The sequence below is a fragment of the Shimia sp. genome (assembly GCF_965227725.1).
In the GTDB taxonomy this organism is placed as follows: Bacteria; Pseudomonadota; Alphaproteobacteria; order Rhodobacterales; family Rhodobacteraceae; genus Shimia.
Window position 1 is genome coordinate 661,959 of sequence record NZ_CBDDGH010000006.1, and the last position, 17,216, is coordinate 679,174.

Here is a 17,216-nt window from a genome sequence, read left to right on the forward strand (position 1 = left end):
AGGGCGACAAGATCTTTCCTATGATTAGGCCGTCGGACAAAAACGCCTGTTCTCTAAAGTTGGTGGTGTCGGCTTCCGTGGTTGTGCCGCCTTGGAACTTCGCACTTGACCCGGCCCTATGATCCGGGCCGTTGAAGTGCAGAATCCGTTCCTGTTTCTTTCTGTTAGTTTGGTTGCGGCCAAGGCCTGCTGAGCCGGACTTTGCGGAGCTCTAGCGAGGCAGGCCGAGTGGTTCGGTTGAGGTTGGCGTAGACGGCAGGAGTCAACCCGCCAAGCGATGTGTGCGACCTCTGTTAGCACTATGAATTTGAAATTATGGCGTGAATAAAGCCTGTCGGGCATGCTGCTCTTGCGTTGAACTAAGTTTGCAAACCCGCCAACAATGCAGACATCTAACCGTCCCAGATCTAAGTTGATCGAAAGACCTGCTTTGGTCAGGCATCGCGCCATGACTGCGCTGCAGGTTCCTTCAGTTCTGAAGGATGCCCCGCTTCATCAGGTCTGCAGACCATGTTTTTTGATTTTGTTGTAGAGCGTACGTGTGGTGATGCCGAGCTCTGCGGCGGTCTGGCCGCGGCGGAAGCCGTTGCGGGCCAAGGCTTCGGCGATCCATTCTTTTTCCGATTTAGCGGTTGCGGGGAGCGCGGGCTCTTCAGGTGTGGCAGGGGCCGTTTGCGGCTTGCTGCGCAGGAACTCGACCGCGCGCAGGTCGATGGTGCCGCCATTTGCATTGCGGATGGCGCGCTGCACGGCAAAGCCGAGTTCGCGCACATTGCCGGGCCACGGATGCTCTAAAAGCGCGCGCAAGGCGGCGTTTGAGAATTTTGGTTCCATGCCGGTCTGCTTGCGCCCCAGATGCAGGGCGAGCTCGGGGATGTCATCCACCCGCTCGCGCAGCGGGGGCAGGATGACTTCGTGACCGGAGAGGCGATAAAACAGATCACGGCGAAATGCGCCAGTCTCAGCGATCTCGTCAAGCTGTTCGCAGGTGGTGGAAATTATCCGGGCCGACACATCGCGTAGGGTATGATCGCCGACGCGTTGCACGACCCTTTCATCCGCGAATTTTATGAGCTTGCCCTGATGGTCCAAGGCCAGGGCTGAGACTTCGTCAAGGATCACCGTGCTGCCCGCCGCCTGTTCAAGCGCGCCTCGCTGGCTGCCGCTGCTGCCGCCGCCGCGTCCCAACAGATAGGTTGCGCCATCTTCTGATGTCAGGGCAGGACAGTCGACCACAACCGGCTGACGCCGCGCGGCGGGGCCGCTTTCATGAAGGTGCAGTGCGGCGCGGCTTTTGCCTGTGCCGGTTTCTCCGACGAGCAGAACGGGGACATCCGCGTGAGCAAGGTCATTGAGATCAGCGCGGATGTTTTGCATGGCATGGGACGAGCCGACGAGGTCGTGGCCGGAACTTTCTGAGCTGGAGGAGCTGCGCGCCAGCGCGGGGATGGCGGTGAAGCCGCGCGTCACTTCGTTCAGGGTTTGCTCGACAGGCAAGCGGTCCAGCGTGGAGCCGGCCACAAAGCCTTCGACCCTGCAGATGCGCGTGACGGCCAAGGCCTCTTCGGGAGAGGTGATTGGGCCGCCGTGGCAGAGCTTGTCGACGGTGGCGGGCACCCCTTCCAGCACACGGTCGATCAACCGGGCGGCAGTGTCCAAGGTCAAATGGGTGCTGACCCCGGTCGCGCCGCTGGTAAAGCCGACATTCACGCAGATCGCTGTGGCACCCGCATCAACCATCCTGCGCGCCTGTTGGTTCGTGCGTACATATGCGAAAGAGGTCAGCCCGGCCTTGGAGGCGAGGCGCACGAGGTCAAGCTCACGCGCAAAGCCCAAACCCTCTTGCTCCAGAACTTCGGAAATGCGCCCGTCAAGCAGGGTTGTGGAGGGAAAGTTGCAGATGCCGGAAAAGCCCAGATCGCGGGTGCGGCTGACCAGGTTTTCGATATCGAGGGTTGGGTCACTTACGGAGTATCCAGCCGTCAACGGGGCATCGCAGCGGCCGAGCATTTCACGTTCAGCGAATTCGATCACCCAATCATTGGCGGAACGGACCGGAAGGAAGCTGGTCAGTGATGATGCACCTTGCACTCTGAACCGGCCTGCGTTGAGCGCAAGCAAGTAATCCGCGCCGGCTTTGTCCGCGGCTTTTGCCGTCAGGCCCGAGCCGACAACGGCTGCAAAAAGGAATGGTTTTTCGGATGTGCTCATGGCGCGTCCCCGAACCAGATCACCCCGTCAGCGGTCAACGTGCTGAGTGGCAATGACCTTTCGTGCCATGCGGATGTGTAGACCAACACCTCGACCGTTTCGGCCTCAGATTTGAGCGCGTTGATCAACCTTTGCAGAGATCCGAGCACCATGTCTGGCGCGATGCCACCTTCTGAGACCAGCAATCCCGGGTGCAGCACCAACCGCTTGAGACCGGCCTGCATGGCTGCACGCGCCTGTTGCAATGACAGAAAGAACGCTATCGCATCCAAACCCGCGCGCTGCGCTGACGCGAGAACGTCATATTCAAACTCTGGCGTGGCGGGGATTGTGGCCATTGTCTCTTTTAAGATGCCTTCCAAAAGGATCGAGGAGGGCCAGTTTGCCACGCCTTTGTACCCCAGCTCTTTGAGGCGTGCGAAGAAGGCGGAGGTGGAGCCGAACGGATCGCTGGCCAGTATTGACGCCCAGTCGCCCTGGTTCGCCGTTTCGCGCAGCGCCCGGTTGTGGTCCATGCGCGGCATCACAAAAGACATATCTGCCTGACGGGGTGTCAGGCCATCAAGCGCAGGGCAATAGATGCGGTTTCGCGGGGCAGGTGCTGTGACGCAATGTCCGGTCAGGGTCAGTTTCTGCATTCCGATTTGTAGGAAGAAACAGGTCTTAATTGGAAGTAAATTCTGAAAAATTCCGATTTTTGTAAAGGAAGGCTTCTTGATGTTTCTTTAAGGGCTTGAAAATAAAGACTAATTTTTCGCGTAACAATTCATCAAAACCTGCGCCCTTGCAGAAATTTCCGGCATGGTCTTCGCCAACGGAGGACTCATGACACTTTTTCTTATTGTCACCTTGAACGGTTTGACGCTGGCAGCGCTCTACTTTCTCGCAGCCAGCGGCTTTAGCCTCATCTTCGGTCTGATGCGGACCGTGAATATGGCGCATGGCGCGCTTTTGCTGTTGGGCGGCTATGTCGGGTATAGCGTTGTTGACCTCACCGGCTCCTGGGCGCTTGGCGTCATGGGCGGTGGTGTTGCGGCGGCCCTGGCAGGGGCGCTGGTTCAGTTCGGCGTTCTTGGCTGGATGCAGGGCGACGAACTGCGCCAGACGCTGGCTTCCATTGCGATTTCGATCATCATGGCGGACCTGATGCTGTGGTATTGGGGCGGCATCACCTATCAGGTTGAGCTGCCGGAGGCGTTGGCGGGCGGTCAGCGTTTGCCGATCCTCGGCGTGGGCTATGCCAATATCCGTCTGGCGCTGATGGGCTTTGCCTTGGTGGCGGGCATTGCGCTGTGGCTCTTGATCCAAAAGACCCGATTTGGCGCCGTGATCCGCGCAGGCGTGGATGACCAAGACATGCTGCGGGCACTTGGCTATCCGATCAATCGCATCTTTGTTCTGGTCTTTGCCCTTGGTGGTTTGCTGGCTGGCATGGCCGGTGTGGTTGCGGCGAGTGCGTTGTCGATTGCACCGGGCACGGATCTGCAATTCCTGCTGTCGTCGCTTGTTGTGGTGATCGTGGGCGGCATGGGCTCAATCGGTGGTGCGGCGCTTGGGGCGCTTTTGGTGGGGCTCGCCGAGCAATACGGGCTCGCCTATGCGCCGACCTATGGGGTCGTTTTCACCTTCGCAATCATGGTGCTGGTTCTCGCGGTGCGCCCGCAGGGGCTGCTTGGAAAGGCCGAACAATAATGAAACACGCTGCAATCCTGACCCCGCTTTTGCTCCTGCCTCTGATGCTCAATGATTTCTGGCTGACCCAGGTTGCGACCCGCGCGCTGATCCTTGGAGTGATGGCGCTGAGCCTGAGCTTTCTGGCCACCTATCTGGGCGTTGTCTCCTTTGCGCAAGCGACGTTGGCCGGCGTGGCGGGATACACAGTTGCCTATTTCGGGCCGAACACTGTGGGTGTGGGCACTGAACTTTCATTTTGGCTGACGGTGCCGCTGGCCTTGGTTTTGGCGACCCTTTCGGGTGCAATTGTCGGCCTGATCGCGCGTCGGTCGCGCGGGATCTACGCCATCATGATCACCTTGGCGATTGGCGTGGCCTTCTTCTACTTCACTCGCCAGAACTACACCTTCTTTAATGGTTGGACCGGTTTCTCCGGCGTGCGCGCTCCGATGATTGGCGACATGAGCCTGCGTGATCCGCTGCCGCTTTACCTTCTCTCATTGGCAATTGCCGTGATTGCGCTGGTGCTGGTCAACGGCTTTGTCCGCTCGCCTCTGGGTTTGGCCATCCAGGCCGTGCGTGACGCGCCGGGGCGCGTGCTCGCCCTGGGCATTTCAGTCACCACGCCGATCGTCGCAGCCTTCGCCTTCTCGGGTTTTCTGGCCGGGACCGGCGGCATTCTGAACGCCTGGTATCAGGAGCGCGTTTCATCCTTCTCGGTCGGGCTCGGGCCCATCATCGACCTGCTGATCATCGCGGTGATCGGTGGCCTGCGTCACCCTAGCGGGGCGTTTGTCGGAGCGGTGGTCTTTGTCCTGCTCGACACTTTTGCCGTCGATCTGATTGACCGCGAACGCTTCAACACACTGATCGGCGCCGTTCTGTTGCTGATCGTGATCGCGGCGCCCAACGGGTTGCAGCAGCTTGTGACGGACTGGGGTGCACGCCTGCGCCCGACTCCACCGCAGCCAGCGCCCAAGACAACAAATTGAGCAAATCAAAAGGGAGGAACCTTAACATGAACAAGCTCAAACTCGCAGCATCGGTGCTCGCGCTCAGCGCGATGGCCATGCCGGCCTCGGCCGCCGACATCAAAATCGGAGTGATCTCGATCCTTGAAGGCGCTTTTGCCGCGCTGGGTCAGGATGGGATCCGTGGCGCCGAATTGGCGGTAAAAGAAGTGGGCGGTGAAGTGGACGGCAAGTCCATTGAAGTGATCACCATGTCTTCGGACGCAAGCCCTGACAGCGCCGTAAACGCAGCCCGCAAGCTGATCGAGCAGGATGGCGTTGACATGATCGTGGGCCCGCTTTCGGGGTCCGAAGGTCTGGCGCTGCGCGATCTGTCCAAATCTTACCCGGCTGTGACCTTCCTCAACGGCTCTTCGGCCGCGCAGGACACCACGCTGCGTGACAGCTCCGAAAACTTCTTCCGCTTTGGCGGCGACGGTGCCCAGTGGATGGTGGGTGTGGGCGACTACGCCTACAACGAAATGGGCTATGAAACGGTGGCCGTGATCGCCGAGGACTATTCCTTCCCCTACACGCAGGTTCTGGGCTTTATGAGCGAGTACTGCAAAGCCGGTGGCAAGGTGCCTGAGAAGTTCTGGACCCCTATCGGGAACAAGGATTACTCCTCGGTTGTGTATTCGATCCCACAGGATGTGGACGCGATCTTTGTCGCGCTTGGCGGCGCGGATGCGGTCAACTTCCTGACGCAGTACAGCCAGGCGGGAGGCGACAAGCCGATCATCGGCGGCTCAATCACCATCGACCAGTCGATCCTCGACTCCAAGGGTCCTTTCAAGAAGCTTCTGGTTGGCGCGCCTGCGGGCACCCCGACGGTGAGCGATTATGACGGCGAAGAGTGGAAAGCCTTCACTGCCAGCTACACCGAAGCCTTTCCCGATGGCTTCTCGGCCCCGTCGATCTTTGCGCATCACTACTACATGAGTGCCAAGGCGGCGATGCTGGCGCTGGACGAGGTGGACGCGGATCTGTCGAGCGATCAGGAAGCGTTCCGCGCGGCTCTGACCGATCTGACCTTTGTCACCCCGACCGGCGGCACCATGCGTCTGGACGAAAACCGCAACGGCATCGTCGACAACTTTGTGACCGAAGTGTTTGAGCGTGAAGACGGCACTCTGGGCAACCGCGTGGTGAAAGTTGTGCGCGATGTGAACCAGCTGCTGGGGCAGGACAAAGAGACCTTCCTGGCCGCAGGTCCGGTGAGCCGGGACAATCCTTCGTGCCCGTAAGTGCTGCAAATACCACCGTCAATGCCCTGGAAGCTCAGGGCATTGGCAAGCGCTTCGGCGGGTTCTGGGCTGTGCAGGACATCACCCTGTCAGTCCGTCCCGGCGAACGCCGCGCGATCCTTGGTCCGAACGGGGCGGGCAAGACCAGCCTGTTTAACGTGCTGACCGGCGATCTGAGCGCATCGACTGGCTCGATCACCCTCTTTGGGAAAGATGTGACACGCGAGCCGATCAACAAACGTATTCGGCGTGGGCTGCGCCGGACGTATCAGCACGCCCATCTGTTCAACGGATTAACCGTTCAGGAAACTCTGTTTCTGGCGGTGGCCGGGGTGCGCGGCGGCTGGGGGCAGATCATGCCCGTGCGCAAGACCGACGCACGCATGGTCGAGGCAGAGCGGCTGGCTCATGTCGCCGGTGTCGCCGATGTGTTGAGTCGCGAAGTGTCCGAGCTGAGCCACGGTCAGCGCCGACAGCTCGAGATTGGCATTGCTCTGGCGGAGAACCCTAAAATTCTGCTCCTTGATGAGCCGGCGGCAGGCCTGTCTCCGGCGGAGCGCCCCAAGCTGAGTGCATTGCTGATGTCACTGCCCAAAGACGTGACTGTCGTGCTGATCGAGCATGACATGGATATTGCGTTGCAAACCTCTGAGAGCGTGTCGGTGCTCTATAACGGCCGGATGCTGGCCGAAGGCGCACCTGACGAGATCATGCGCAATGAACAGGTGCATGAAGTTTATATCGGGGGCGCACATGGCCACTGACGCTTTGCTTGAAATACGCGGGCTCGACCTGCGCTATGGGTCTAGCCATGTTTTGCATGGGGTGGATCTGAATCTGGGCGACCGGCCTCTGGGCATTCTGGGGCGCAATGGCATGGGCAAGACCAGCCTGTGCAACACCATTTTGGGCCTGCATCCGAACTCAGCCGGGACGATCCGCTTTGACGGCGTTGATCTGTCCGAGCTGGCCCCGGAAAAACGCGCCAGCATGGGCATCGGTTATGTGCCGCAGGGGCGGCGTGTGTTCCGCTCGCTGACGGTTGAAGAGCACCTGAAAATCGTGGCGCGCAAAGGCGGCGCGTGGACGATTGACCGGGTTTACGAGACCTTCCCGCGCCTTAAGGAACGTCGCCGAAATTTGGGCAATGCGCTCTCTGGCGGGGAGCAGCAGATGCTGGCCATCGGCCGCGCGCTGTTGCTGAACCCGCGTCTGATGGTTCTGGATGAGCCGACCGAGGGGCTGGCCCCGGCAATTGTTTCGGATGTGGTGAAACTGATCGAATTAATCGCCCAAGAAGGCATCGCTGTGCTTTTGGTCGAACAGAACCTGCATGCGGCTTTGGCCTCGGTCAAAGATGTGGCGATCATGGTCGGCGGCGAGGTCGTCGAGCGGATGACCGCGCAGGCGCTTGAGGAAGATACCGCCATGCAAAAGCGACATCTGGGGCTTGAGCCTGGCCAGGCGGGCTGAGGCGCGGCAGGAGGAGAAGAACGTGAAGATGATCAAGAAAGCCTATGTCGTAGGTACGGCGGACACCAAGGCGGCGGAGCTGTCGTATGTGCGCGATCTGATTGAAGCTGCTGGAACGCCGACAGTTCTGGTCAATGTCGGCACCAAAGGCGGCGAAGATGTGGCGGATGTCAGCGCGGCAACCGTCGCGGCCTGCCATCCTGAAGGCCCTGCCACGGTGTTCGTAAATGATCGCGGGCGCGCCGTGGTCGAAATGTCCAAGGCGCTTGAGGCTTATGTATTGGGGCAGGAGGATCTGGGCGGCATCATCGGTCTGGGCGGCTCCGGCGGGTCGGGCATTATTGCCCCTGCCATGCAGGCATTGCCCATTGGCCTTCCAAAGGTGTTGGTCTCTACGCTCGCCTCTGGCGATGTCTCGGCCTATGTGGGCGCGTCGGATGTGAATATGTTCCATCCGGTCACGGATGTGTCCGGGATCAACCGCGTGTCGCGCAAGTTGTTGGCCAATGCGGCCCATGCGCTGACCGGCATGATGGTCCACGCCATTCCTGAGAGCGCAGATGATCGCCCGGCTTTGGTCCTCTCGATGTTTGGCGTGACCACACCAGCGGTCCAGGCCATCACCGACGAATTGTCGAGCGCGTTTGATTGTCTGGTGTTCCACGCCACTGGCTCTGGTGGTCGCTCAATGGAGCAGCTGATCGATCAGGGGGAGATCGCCGGTGCGCTGGACATCACAACCACCGAAATATGCGACCTGATTGTGGGCGGATTTCTGTCTGCGGGTGAAGAGCGGCTGGATGCCGTGGCCCGCACCGAAATCCCTTACGTAGGCTCTTGCGGCGCGCTCGATATGGCGAATTTCTGGTCGCCAGAGTCCGTGCCGGCCGAGTTCAAGGGACGCACGTTTTATCACCACAACGCTCAAGTGACATTGATGCGGTCCACAGCCGAGGAATGCGCCCAGATCGGACGGTGGATTGGTGAAAAGCTCAATGCCTGCAAAGGGCCGGTGCGCTTCTTGCTGCCGCTGCGCGGGGTCTCGGCGCTCGATATCGAAGGCGGTGCCTTCCACGATCCAGAGGCAAACGCCGCGCTTTTTCAGGCGTTGCGCGACACCGTGAAAATCACGGCAGATCGCCAGCTTGTCGAGCTGGACATGCATATCAACGATCCTGCTTTCGCCACGGCGGCGATCAGCAGATTCAAAGAAATCTATACGGAAAAGGACAGCTGACATGGCGGTTACAGGACGCAAAGACATCCTTGATCGGTTGCGCGCGAAGATCGCGGCAGAGAAGGTCATCATCGGCGGCGGCGCGGGCACGGGCCTGTCGGCCAAATGCGAAGAAGCAGGCGGAATTGACCTGATTGTCATCTACAATTCAGGCCGCTATCGCATGGCCGGTCGTGGCTCGCTTGCAGGCTATATGTCTTATGGCAACGCCAATGAGATCGTCAAAGACATGGGGCGCGAAGTGCTGCCCGTGGTGAAAAAAACTCCGGTTTTGGCGGGTGTGAACGCGACCGACCCGTTCTGCATCATGGATGAGTTTCTCGATGATTTGGCAGGCATGGGCTTTGCCGGTGTTCAGAATTTCCCCACAGTGGGCATCATTGACGGTCGCTTCCGTCAGGAGCTTGAAGCGACGGGCATGTCTTATGAGATGGAAGTTGAGATGATTGCCAAGGCGCGCCAGCGTGATCTGCTGACGACGCCATATGTGTTCAGCGCTGAGAATGCAGCGGACATGGCCAAAGCGGGCGCAGATGTCATTGTGGCGCATTTCGGCCTGACCACAGGTGGCGCAATCGGCGCGGGCGATAGCGCACCAGCAATCGAAGACTGCGCGCGCCTTTATGATGAATGGGCCGCTGCGGCCCGTGCGCACCGCGACGACCTGATTTTTATCTGCCATGGCGGCCCACTGGCCGAGCCTGAGGATGCGCAAGCCTTCCTTGATCTTTGCCCTGACTGTCATGGGTTCTATGGTGCCTCATCGATGGAGCGCTTGCCGACCGAGCGCGCCATTTCCGAGCAAACCGCAAAATTCGGCGCGATGCGTCGCGGGGCCGCCGTCAAAAAGGGAGTTGCCTGATGATTAAAGCTTATTCTTCTACCGTTATCGCCGTGCCGGTGGCGCAGGTCTGGGAGCGGGTGCGCGATTTTAATGGGCTGCCGAGCTGGCATCCCGCCGCCACGGACAGTAAGATCGAAGAGGGGCATGCCAATGGCGAGGTGGGCTGCGTGCGCAACTTTGCCCTAACCGATGGCTCTGGCCGCATCCGCGAAACGCTGCTGGCGATCTCCGATCTCGAGCATACGTTGTCATATGACATGCTCCCCAATGGGCCTTTGCCGTTTGTGAACTACATCGCCAAGATGAAATTCACGCCGATCACTGACCGCAACGAGACTTTTGCGGAATGGTGGGCAGATTTTGAGGCCGGAGACGGTCAGAGTCAGCATTGGCATGATTTCGTGGCCAATGATGTGTTTATCGGCGGGTTTCGTGCTCTCGAGGACAGCTTCAAGATCTGAGGTTTTGCTTGCTGGCTGGCCGATTGTATATCAGCCAGCAACTTCCTCGTCTCTGTCATAGCCAAGAATTTACTGAGTTTTGGCGAAACCGGCGTGGCGATGATCTGGTTGGAGGCGTCGCGTAGAGTGCCGACATTGCTCTGAATTCGGCGTAGCAATGTAGTGCTGTTGGCCGCTACTTGGGGCGTTTTGGGCGCGATTGTTGCGAAAGTCCCGCCTGTCGTTCATCCAGTTCGAACTTTCAAACGACAATGCAACGTCCCCTTCCGACCCAACTCAATCGCTAGCCCGGAAAGATCTTTCTAAAGTGGCTGTCGAAATAGTCCCACGTGTAGACAGCGCTATTGCCGGCATAGCCTTCGTAGTAGGATTTGCCGTTTGACGTGGGCAAGCCGGCCCAGATCTTGGCCAGATTGAGCATAAAGTCCCCACGCGGCATTTCAGCGGCGAGGAAATCGCTGAAGCCGGCCTCTTCCAACAGCTGGTGTGCCAGCTGGTCCTGCAGCTCAGGATCAAAAACTTCGCTGTGCGGCACCTCCTGATGGCGCACAAGACGGCGCAAAGTGGCGGGGATAAGCTGATAGCGCCCGATCGCATGGGGCTGGCCCGGGGTGGCGTCAATCCATTGATAAATCTCGGCGATTGTCATTTCCGTTGGCCGTTTAGCGGGCCGGGTCCGGGCGCCATGCTGCACCGCATCATAGCCAGCCTTGCCCGCTTCTGCTCCTGCAATCAGAGTCATGAGCTGCTTGGCTGCGGACGGCAGGACCTGCACCTGGACCGGCGCAAAAAGACCGCCACTGGCACGACCCCGGAAAAGGCTGGCGGCGCCGGGGCGCAAGGCCACCGCACCGCGGCTGACATCGGCGCCGGACGGTTGCGCGAGAGCGGTACGGTTCGGCACCAAGGAAGAGGTATCGTCAAAGGAAGCGCGCTGCGCAAAGAAGCCGTTTTGGATCAATGAGACACTGTTTGCCTGCACATCGGACGCCGCGAGGCCGAGAGCCAGAAGGCTGAAACGCAAGGATGAGGCAATAGGCATTGGGACCGGCTTTCTGCTGGCGGGATTTTTCAAACGGAATATGAGGAAATAGGCTTGATAAACCGTTTACCGGCGCGTCCTGTGATGTCTGACTGGAAACTGCGGGCAGGAGGAGGTCTCGCCACGGTCTCTATTGCCGAATGGAACCAGAGCCAGTGCGAGGGTCACTGCCTCCGCAACCGGCAAGGCGAAGAACGCGCCGGTGCCGTTGAGAGGTTTCCAGAGCGCAGCTTCAGGGGTACGGTCTACGAGGCAGAAGATCGTTTATTCCCGCCTCCTTTCCGAAATGAACTGTGCTTCGCCTTAGCAGTACGTCGCCAACGCCTTAATAAACCAATGCCCGTCGAAACGTTGGTGTTTGGGCGTCGATTTACAGCAGAAAAAGGACAAATGGCGAGCCCTGGAGGACTCGAACCCCCGACCTGAGAATTAGAAGTTCCCTGCTCTAATCCAGCTGAGCTAAGGGCCCGGTAACGGAGGTAATTAGATAGGCCTTGACGGCATGTCAACAGAGGAGCGCCGCTCTTACTGGTGAATTTGCCGTCTGGTAATCCGGCTGGGCTGTGCGACTGTTTGATGCGCTGATACGATCTCGCGCAAACCGCTGTCAGGCTGTCTATTTGCGCCGTTTGATTGAGATGATGCAGCCGGAGTGTTTCAAGTGGCGCGCGGGAACGTCTCTTGCCATTGCGTCCACATTGCCGATGTGGCGGAGCGCGCCTGACGCCAGCAATTGACCTCTCTCATTTGCCATGCGGCGTGGCCCAAAGCCGCTGGCGACACATTCCCATTCCTCACCTGAAGCGCTCTCCTTGAAGCGCGGGGGATCATGTGGCGCGTGCCGTCCTGGTACGGCGGCGATGTGCTGAAACTTCTTGGGTGCGGATTGGATTTTTGGCTGATGAGTGGCGGAAGCCGCGGCCTGCCCTGAGGGGGCGGTGAGCTTTGCCGGGCGGGGCTTCGGACGCACAATGACCGCATATCCGGTGGGCGACTTGTGACCGGGAACCGCCAGATGGGTCGCCGTAGGTTTCGCGGTGCTGGCAACAGGCTGGGGAATGGCCTGAGGGATTTGGTTGGGCACCGCCACGGGTGTCGGCACCGGTGTTTTTATTGGGGTTTGCAGGGGTGTCGGTGTCGCCTGAGGGATCGCCTGCGGCGTTGCGGTTGGGGTCGCAATCACAGCAGGAACGCGCTGTGGAATGCGGGCAGGCACCGCGTAAGGGATCGCGATGGGTGTGGCTTGGGGCACCGCCTGTGGCGTTGGGACCGGCGCGTTTGGCAACGGCGGCACCGCAGTGGGAACCGCCGTGGGCGTGGGTGTCGGGATCGCGGTTGGCTGCGGGTTCGCTTGTGGTATCGGTTGGGGCGTCGCAATCGGGCGTGGCGCCTGTGGTGGCACAGCCTGCGGCACCGCTTGCGGGACCAGCGGCGGTGCGATCACCGGCGTGGGCACGGCGTTGGGGACAGCCACGGGAGTGGGCGTCGGGGTTGCCTGAGGCGTGGCCTGCGGTGCAAGGGGTGGCGCGACAATCAAGGGCGGCACCTGAGGCGGGATGGCCACCGGCGTTGCAATCGGCGTTCTTTGCGGTGCCAAAACAGGCACCGCTGTGGGGGCCAACACAGGTACCGCGACAGATTGCGGCGTGCTGGGCGTGCCTTTGGGGGGCAGTTGGGTGGCTGTCGGGCTTGAAGGCCCCGAGGTTTGGGTATTGTGGTGCTGTGATCCGGATTGACCGCATCCCTGCGCGGACTGGTGTGGATTGCCGACACCGCGACACCAACCGTAGTGGTTTCCGCGCGCCAGTACCGGACCGGAAAACAGCTCTGCGCTCAGGCAGGTGGCAAGCAACATCACAAGTGTTTGTCTGCGCATGGTCCCCTCACCAACTGGTTGTCAAAGCGATATAGGCGGCCGCATCCCCTGCCTCGGTCAATGGGCCGTCTTTCAGCGGAAATCCCACGTAGCTTGACAGGAAGAGGTTACGGCGGAAGTCGATGTCGACGCCAATCCCGACGGAGGCCAGCGTGGCGTCATCGACTTCAAAATCTGCAGGTGCGTTGTTGGACACATAGCCGAGGTCCAAAAACGCAAATGGCGAGACGCGGTTGATGCCGGGTGTGGCTGGAAAATAGCTTTGGGACAGCTCGAACAGAGCGCTGACGCCGGAATCTCCATCCACTTCGTCAAAGCGGTAGCCGCGCAATCCATAGCGATCGCCAAGGAAGAACTCTTCGACAGAAGGCAGTCGATCATTGGTGTACTGGCCCCAGATTTCGGTGCGCCACGCGGTATTGGCGGCAAGCGCGCTGAGCGGGCTCTCGTACCCAAAACCGCCGCGCAGATGCCAGAAGGAGGCATCCCCATCATCAAATCCCGGTGCGGTATTGCTGTCTTCGTTCTCTCCATAAGACAGCGTGGCCCCTGCTTCCAGGGCCCCGCCGCTGGCGAAGCTTTTGCCATAAAGATAGGTCAGCCCGATGACATCCGCTTCGCTGGACAGAGGAACGCCGCCGCTTTCTGAATCTGATTGGGACAGGCGATAATCCAGCAGCAGGTAGCCATAGCTTTCGACATCCCTGACCACCGGGTAGCCCAGAGCGAGCGTCAGGTTTTCCCCGTCGATCTCTGTTCTGGCGAAACTGCCGGAGATGTCCCGGCGCGCATTCACAGAGCCATAATAGAGCTCGCCATAAAGCCCGTTGCTGTGCAGAGGCAAACGGTAGGTGAGTGCGCCCCAAAGGGACTCCTCGTTGTCCTGATCCCAGTTGATGGTGCCTGAGGCCTCAAGCCGGAGAAGATCGCCAACAGCAAATGTGGAGTAAAATTCCTGAGCCAAATAGAGGCTTAGGGCTTCGCCAAGCTCCCGCGGCGGGTTGTCGAGCGTGGCTGTGCCTGCGGATTTGGCCTGTTCCTCAACCAGCACGCGCAGACGAGCCCCGTTTGACGATGGGAAATCTATCTCGGTGGAGAGGTCGATGTTGGGGATATCTTCTGCCAGCATCACCGCGCGTTCAAAACGCTGGAGCGGCAGCGCAGGCACGGAGAGCAACGGCGCAAACACACGCTCCAGAGCGGCGTATGTGTGGGCGTCGACACCTTCGATGATCACCTCCTGAATGTGACCTTCATCCACCACGATCGCGCGGCCATCAGACGCCACACGGGCCTCGGCCAGAAAATAACCGTCCTCGCGATAGATCTGGGAAATCGCGGCGGCAACCTGTTCTGCTGTGATCTGCCCGTGACGCTCGAAGGCAACCTGGCCGGCAAAAGTGAGCAGGACATCGGCGTCATAAACGGTGACACCTTGGACGCTGTGGGTGGATTGCGCATCCCAGCTCTGCGCACGAAGGGGAGCAGCCCAAACCGCCAAACAGAGTACAAAACTGGCGCAAACACGCAAAGACAACCGCATAGAGCACATACCAAAACCAAAGGTGCAACCTGCGCCAAGCCTAGCCGCCAACAAAACAACCGGTAAACAAAAAACGGGGTTCAGGCGCTCATGCCACCCCAAGAGTTGCCATCACGCGCCACTTCGTAGCGGACAGAAGAGGTTATTTGGTGAAATTGATGGGCAGGCGGAAGGCATGCTTCTTTTTGCCAAAGCCATCGGGGGCGGGCGGAAGGCGACCGGCCCGTTTCACAGCGGCCAAGGCAGCGTTGTCGATGGCGCGAATGCCGGAGGAGGTCGCGACTTTTGCGCGGATCACGCGGCCGTTGGCGCGCACGGAGATCATAAGCACCACGCGACCGGAACTTTGCGCCAGCCTTTGCGGCTGGCGTTTGTTTTGCTCGACCAGACGTTTGATCTGCGCCCCCCATTGGCGGGCGAGCTTGGCCTGGCGGGCCTTACCATTTGCCGACGGAGTGGCCGTATTGACCTTGCCCGCATTGCCCCCTCCCCCCGACCCGGAAGCGCGTTGGGCAAACTGCATCGCAGATGCTTCAGATTGCGCCTGCCGCGTTTGGGCCGGAGCAGCTTGAGGCGTCGGCGGCGGCGCTTTGGGCTTGGCGGCAGCAACCTCGCGCAGGGGCGGCGCGAAAACCGCGCGGTCAATCTCCGGCAGTTTGGGCGCCTCAAACATCGCCACCATCTGAGGCGCCATGGTGGAGGGCCGTTCCGGCACTTCAGGCGGTGGTGCCATTTGGGGCGCCACGTCGCTTTGCTCCATGGGCGTTTGCGGCATCTCGACTTGTGGCACAGAAACACTTGGCGGGGTTTCCCATGCCTGTACCATGGACACCATGGTCTGATTTGAGGCCGCGAGGGTGACCTCATAGACGCCCGCATCTCCGGAAGCGTCCATACCGGCGGGGGAAAGCGAAAACCCAAAGGCCATCAGGAGACCGCAAACAGACAGGGTGAAGGAAAACAGGAGCTGCGCAAATTTCATCTGGCGGTGCCTTATTGAACCACAGTCACGAATTCTGCTTTGCGCACACCGGCCTCGGCCAGTTTGGGCAAAAGGCGCGCCACCGCCTGCGCCGGGGCCTGCTGGTCTGCGCGAATTCTGACAATGACATCGCAGTCGGGTGCACCGCAAAGCGCCAGATAGCTCTGCACAATGGCGTCTAGGGCTGCGAGGTCTTCGGTGTTACGGCCCACCACATCCTCAAACCCGACGATCCCTTCGGCGTCGACAAACAGGATAAGCTCTCCTGAGGCGGGGGTGTCCAGCGTGGCTGAAGGTGGGGCAACCTGAAAGGGTTCCGGCGGCGCAATCTCGGCGGACATCAGGAAAAAGATCAAAAGCAGGAACACCACATTGATCATCGGTATGATGCTTTCGGCGTTGGCTTTGGGACGGAGCTCTTCGAAGTTCATGGCATGTCGACCAATGTGAGCGCCGGAAAGCCCGCACTGCCGAGAGCTTCCATCACCTCGACTGTGCGCTGCATGGTGGTGTCTTCGCGGGCGCGCAGGATGACAACATCGGTGGGGTCTTTGGTCAGATCATCAAGCTGTTGCGCGATCTGGGGCAATTCCAGCTCGACCCCGTTGAGGCGCAGCGTGTCGGTGTAGATGTCGACCAGACGTGGTGGGCCGGAATAGCTTTGCCCCGAGCCTCCCAGCATCAGCGGCACGCTCATGTCCTGACCAAAGCGCGAGGCCAGCATGAAGAAGACGAGGAGCAAAAACACCACGTCAATCATCGGCGTCAGGCTGGGTTTGCGGCTGGTGCGCTGACTTTCCAGAGACAACATCAGGCGGCCTTTTGCACCTCGGAGACCGGCTCGTGACGCGGCAGGAAAATCCGTGTGGCCACATCCTCAAGATCAAGCCGCAGGCGGTCGATCTGGGACTCCAGCCAAGACACTGCCATGGTGGCCGGGATCGCAACAGCCATGCCCGCCGCAGTGGTCAACAGAGCTTCCCAGATGCCCCCTGCCAGATCAGCGGGGTCTGAGCGGACACCGGCATCCTGCATCGCCTGAAACGCGGCGATCATGCCCAGCACGGTGCCAAGCAGCCCAAGCAGCGGCGCGATGGTTGCGATCAGCTCCAGAAACTTGAGCCCAGCGCGGGTTTCGGCAAGTTTGCGTTTGGCCACACGCTCCACCTCAGACAGCGCGTGCTGCTCGGTGTAGGCGGGAATGGACAGGTTCACAAAGGCTGTGTGGGCCACAGTGGCGCGGATAGAGCGGCGGTGGGCCACCGTTTGAACAGCCGCATCAACTTCACCGGCGCGCCAGTGGCGGATCGCTTTCTCTGTTTTATGACCACCCGTCCAGACGCCTGACATCGAGAGCCGCAACAGGCACCAGATGATGACCGTGAGCGTCAGAACAGCGAGCAGGGCAATGAGCCAGATGACCACCCCGCCCTCGCTCAGAAAACCAAGAACCTCCTCCTGTCCGGAAACAACAATGTCCAAGAGTTCATTCATAGCCGAGCCGCCCTGTGGTGCATGAAACATGAGTGGCTGCGCCACCCAAAGGGCAACGGAGATCACTTCAGAGAATTGGAGTTTCGCTGGCGGTGCTGGGGTGCAGACTTGGCGTGCGACGG

Annotated in this window: 17 protein-coding genes and 1 tRNA gene; 8 read left to right on the top strand and 10 right to left on the bottom strand. The window is 59.9% G+C overall.

The annotated features are described in order from the left end of the window. Window positions 1–495: 495 nt before the first annotated feature. Window positions 496–2,211 (bottom strand): phosphoenolpyruvate hydrolase family protein, encoded by a 1,716-nt coding sequence (locus tag ACO07T_RS20790; RefSeq protein ID WP_422050979.1) that lies wholly within the window; start codon window positions 2,209–2,211, stop codon window positions 496–498. Continuing rightward, the gene (locus ACO07T_RS20795) at window positions 2,208–2,849 is read right to left on the bottom strand and encodes a phosphoenolpyruvate hydrolase family protein (protein WP_422050980.1); all 642 of its coding nucleotides are present in this window, start codon (window positions 2,847–2,849) and stop codon (window positions 2,208–2,210) included. Before ACO07T_RS20795 ends, ACO07T_RS20790 begins: the two co-directional genes overlap by 4 nt. 187 nt (window positions 2,850–3,036) lie before the next feature. On the opposite strand from ACO07T_RS20795, the gene ACO07T_RS20800 reads away from it, so the two are divergent. The 8 genes from ACO07T_RS20800 to ACO07T_RS20835 are packed head-to-tail and all read left to right on the top strand — an operon-like array spanning window position 3,037 to window position 10,157. After that, entirely contained in the window at window positions 3,037–3,903 is an 867-nt protein-coding gene (locus tag ACO07T_RS20800) for a branched-chain amino acid ABC transporter permease (RefSeq protein ID WP_422050981.1), read from the top strand. Next, on the top strand, window positions 3,903–4,877 hold the full coding sequence (locus tag ACO07T_RS20805; protein ID WP_422050982.1) for a branched-chain amino acid ABC transporter permease: 975 nt from the start codon (window positions 3,903–3,905) through the stop codon (window positions 4,875–4,877). Before ACO07T_RS20800 ends, ACO07T_RS20805 begins: the two co-directional genes overlap by 1 nt. Before the next feature lie 26 nt (window positions 4,878–4,903). Next, window positions 4,904–6,142: an ABC transporter substrate-binding protein gene (locus ACO07T_RS20810; protein ID WP_209065703.1), complete on the top strand. Its 1,239-nt coding sequence runs from the start codon at window positions 4,904–4,906 to the stop codon at window positions 6,140–6,142. Next, window positions 6,133–6,906: an ABC transporter ATP-binding protein gene (locus ACO07T_RS20815; RefSeq protein WP_422050983.1), complete on the top strand. Its 774-nt coding sequence runs from the start codon at window positions 6,133–6,135 to the stop codon at window positions 6,904–6,906. The genes ACO07T_RS20810 and ACO07T_RS20815 overlap by 10 nt, the downstream gene beginning before the upstream one ends. After that, complete coding sequence (locus ACO07T_RS20820; protein ID WP_422050984.1) at window positions 6,896–7,615, top strand: ABC transporter ATP-binding protein; 720 nt, start codon at window positions 6,896–6,898, stop codon at window positions 7,613–7,615. Before ACO07T_RS20815 ends, ACO07T_RS20820 begins: the two co-directional genes overlap by 11 nt. A gap of 28 nt (window positions 7,616–7,643) precedes the next feature. After that, window positions 7,644–8,852 carry a Tm-1-like ATP-binding domain-containing protein gene (locus ACO07T_RS20825; RefSeq protein WP_422051061.1) on the top strand — a complete coding sequence of 403 codons (1,209 nt, stop codon included), beginning with the start codon at window positions 7,644–7,646 and terminating at the stop codon, window positions 8,850–8,852. A 1-nt stretch (window position 8,853) separates the two neighbouring features. Then, entirely contained in the window at window positions 8,854–9,714 is an 861-nt protein-coding gene (locus ACO07T_RS20830) for a phosphoenolpyruvate hydrolase family protein (RefSeq protein WP_422050985.1), read from the top strand. Further along, window positions 9,714–10,157 (top strand): SRPBCC family protein, encoded by a 444-nt coding sequence (locus tag ACO07T_RS20835; protein WP_422050986.1) that lies wholly within the window; start codon window positions 9,714–9,716, stop codon window positions 10,155–10,157. The genes ACO07T_RS20830 and ACO07T_RS20835 overlap by 1 nt, the downstream gene beginning before the upstream one ends. Before the next feature lie 283 nt (window positions 10,158–10,440). Here ACO07T_RS20835 and ACO07T_RS20840 read toward each other — a convergent pair whose 3' ends face one another. The 8 genes from ACO07T_RS20840 to ACO07T_RS20875 all read right to left on the bottom strand — a co-directional run bounded on the left by ACO07T_RS20840 (window position 10,441) and on the right by ACO07T_RS20875 (window position 17,124). Further along, complete coding sequence (locus ACO07T_RS20840; RefSeq protein ID WP_422050987.1) at window positions 10,441–11,232, bottom strand: hypothetical protein; 792 nt, start codon at window positions 11,230–11,232, stop codon at window positions 10,441–10,443. Window positions 11,233–11,590: 358 nt separating this feature from the next. Next, window positions 11,591–11,668 (bottom strand) — tRNA-Arg (locus ACO07T_RS20845). Between the two features lie 147 nt (window positions 11,669–11,815). Next, window positions 11,816–13,075, bottom strand: coding sequence for a hypothetical protein (locus tag ACO07T_RS20850; RefSeq protein WP_422050988.1), 1,260 nt, complete (start codon window positions 13,073–13,075; stop codon window positions 11,816–11,818). Between the two features lie 7 nt (window positions 13,076–13,082). Next, window positions 13,083–14,618: a ShlB/FhaC/HecB family hemolysin secretion/activation protein gene (locus ACO07T_RS20855; protein WP_422050989.1), complete on the bottom strand. Its 1,536-nt coding sequence runs from the start codon at window positions 14,616–14,618 to the stop codon at window positions 13,083–13,085. Window positions 14,619–14,760: 142 nt separating this feature from the next. Then, the gene (locus ACO07T_RS20860; protein ID WP_422050990.1) at window positions 14,761–15,600 is read right to left on the bottom strand and encodes a cell envelope integrity protein TolA; all 840 of its coding nucleotides are present in this window, start codon (window positions 15,598–15,600) and stop codon (window positions 14,761–14,763) included. Window positions 15,601–15,611: 11 nt separating this feature from the next. Beyond that, entirely contained in the window at window positions 15,612–16,031 is a 420-nt protein-coding gene (locus tag ACO07T_RS20865) for an ExbD/TolR family protein (RefSeq protein WP_422050991.1), read from the bottom strand. Further along, on the bottom strand, window positions 16,028–16,411 hold the full coding sequence (locus ACO07T_RS20870; RefSeq protein WP_422050992.1) for an ExbD/TolR family protein: 384 nt from the start codon (window positions 16,409–16,411) through the stop codon (window positions 16,028–16,030). The genes ACO07T_RS20865 and ACO07T_RS20870 overlap by 4 nt, the downstream gene beginning before the upstream one ends. Beyond that, window positions 16,411–17,124, bottom strand: a complete 714-nt coding sequence (locus ACO07T_RS20875) for a MotA/TolQ/ExbB proton channel family protein (RefSeq protein ID WP_422050993.1) — start codon at window positions 17,122–17,124, stop codon at window positions 16,411–16,413. Before ACO07T_RS20875 ends, ACO07T_RS20870 begins: the two co-directional genes overlap by 1 nt. Window positions 17,125–17,216: the final 92 nt, after the last annotated feature.

Bases quoted from the DNA above. Each gene is read 5' to 3' on its own strand.
- ACO07T_RS20790 (WP_422050979.1), bottom strand. From the start codon at position 2,211: ATGAGCACATCCGAAAAACCATTCCTTTTTGCAGCCGTTGTCGGCTCG.
- ACO07T_RS20795 (WP_422050980.1), bottom strand. From the start codon at position 2,849: ATGCAGAAACTGACCCTGACCGGACATTGCGTCACAGCACCTGCCCCG.
- ACO07T_RS20800 (WP_422050981.1), top strand. From the start codon at position 3,037: ATGACACTTTTTCTTATTGTCACCTTGAACGGTTTGACGCTGGCAGCG.
- ACO07T_RS20805 (WP_422050982.1), top strand. From the start codon at position 3,903: ATGAAACACGCTGCAATCCTGACCCCGCTTTTGCTCCTGCCTCTGATG.
- ACO07T_RS20810 (WP_209065703.1), top strand. From the start codon at position 4,904: ATGAACAAGCTCAAACTCGCAGCATCGGTGCTCGCGCTCAGCGCGATG.
- ACO07T_RS20820 (WP_422050984.1), top strand. From the start codon at position 6,896: ATGGCCACTGACGCTTTGCTTGAAATACGCGGGCTCGACCTGCGCTAT.
- ACO07T_RS20825 (WP_422051061.1), top strand. From the start codon at position 7,644: ATGATCAAGAAAGCCTATGTCGTAGGTACGGCGGACACCAAGGCGGCG.
- ACO07T_RS20830 (WP_422050985.1), top strand. From the start codon at position 8,854: ATGGCGGTTACAGGACGCAAAGACATCCTTGATCGGTTGCGCGCGAAG.
- ACO07T_RS20835 (WP_422050986.1), top strand. From the start codon at position 9,714: ATGATTAAAGCTTATTCTTCTACCGTTATCGCCGTGCCGGTGGCGCAG.
- ACO07T_RS20850 (WP_422050988.1), bottom strand. From the start codon at position 13,075: ATGCGCAGACAAACACTTGTGATGTTGCTTGCCACCTGCCTGAGCGCA.
- ACO07T_RS20855 (WP_422050989.1), bottom strand. From the start codon at position 14,618: ATGCGGTTGTCTTTGCGTGTTTGCGCCAGTTTTGTACTCTGTTTGGCG.
- ACO07T_RS20860 (WP_422050990.1), bottom strand. From the start codon at position 15,600: ATGAAATTTGCGCAGCTCCTGTTTTCCTTCACCCTGTCTGTTTGCGGT.
- ACO07T_RS20865 (WP_422050991.1), bottom strand. From the start codon at position 16,031: ATGAACTTCGAAGAGCTCCGTCCCAAAGCCAACGCCGAAAGCATCATA.
- ACO07T_RS20870 (WP_422050992.1), bottom strand. From the start codon at position 16,411: ATGTTGTCTCTGGAAAGTCAGCGCACCAGCCGCAAACCCAGCCTGACG.
- ACO07T_RS20875 (WP_422050993.1), bottom strand. From the start codon at position 17,124: ATGTTTCATGCACCACAGGGCGGCTCGGCTATGAATGAACTCTTGGAC.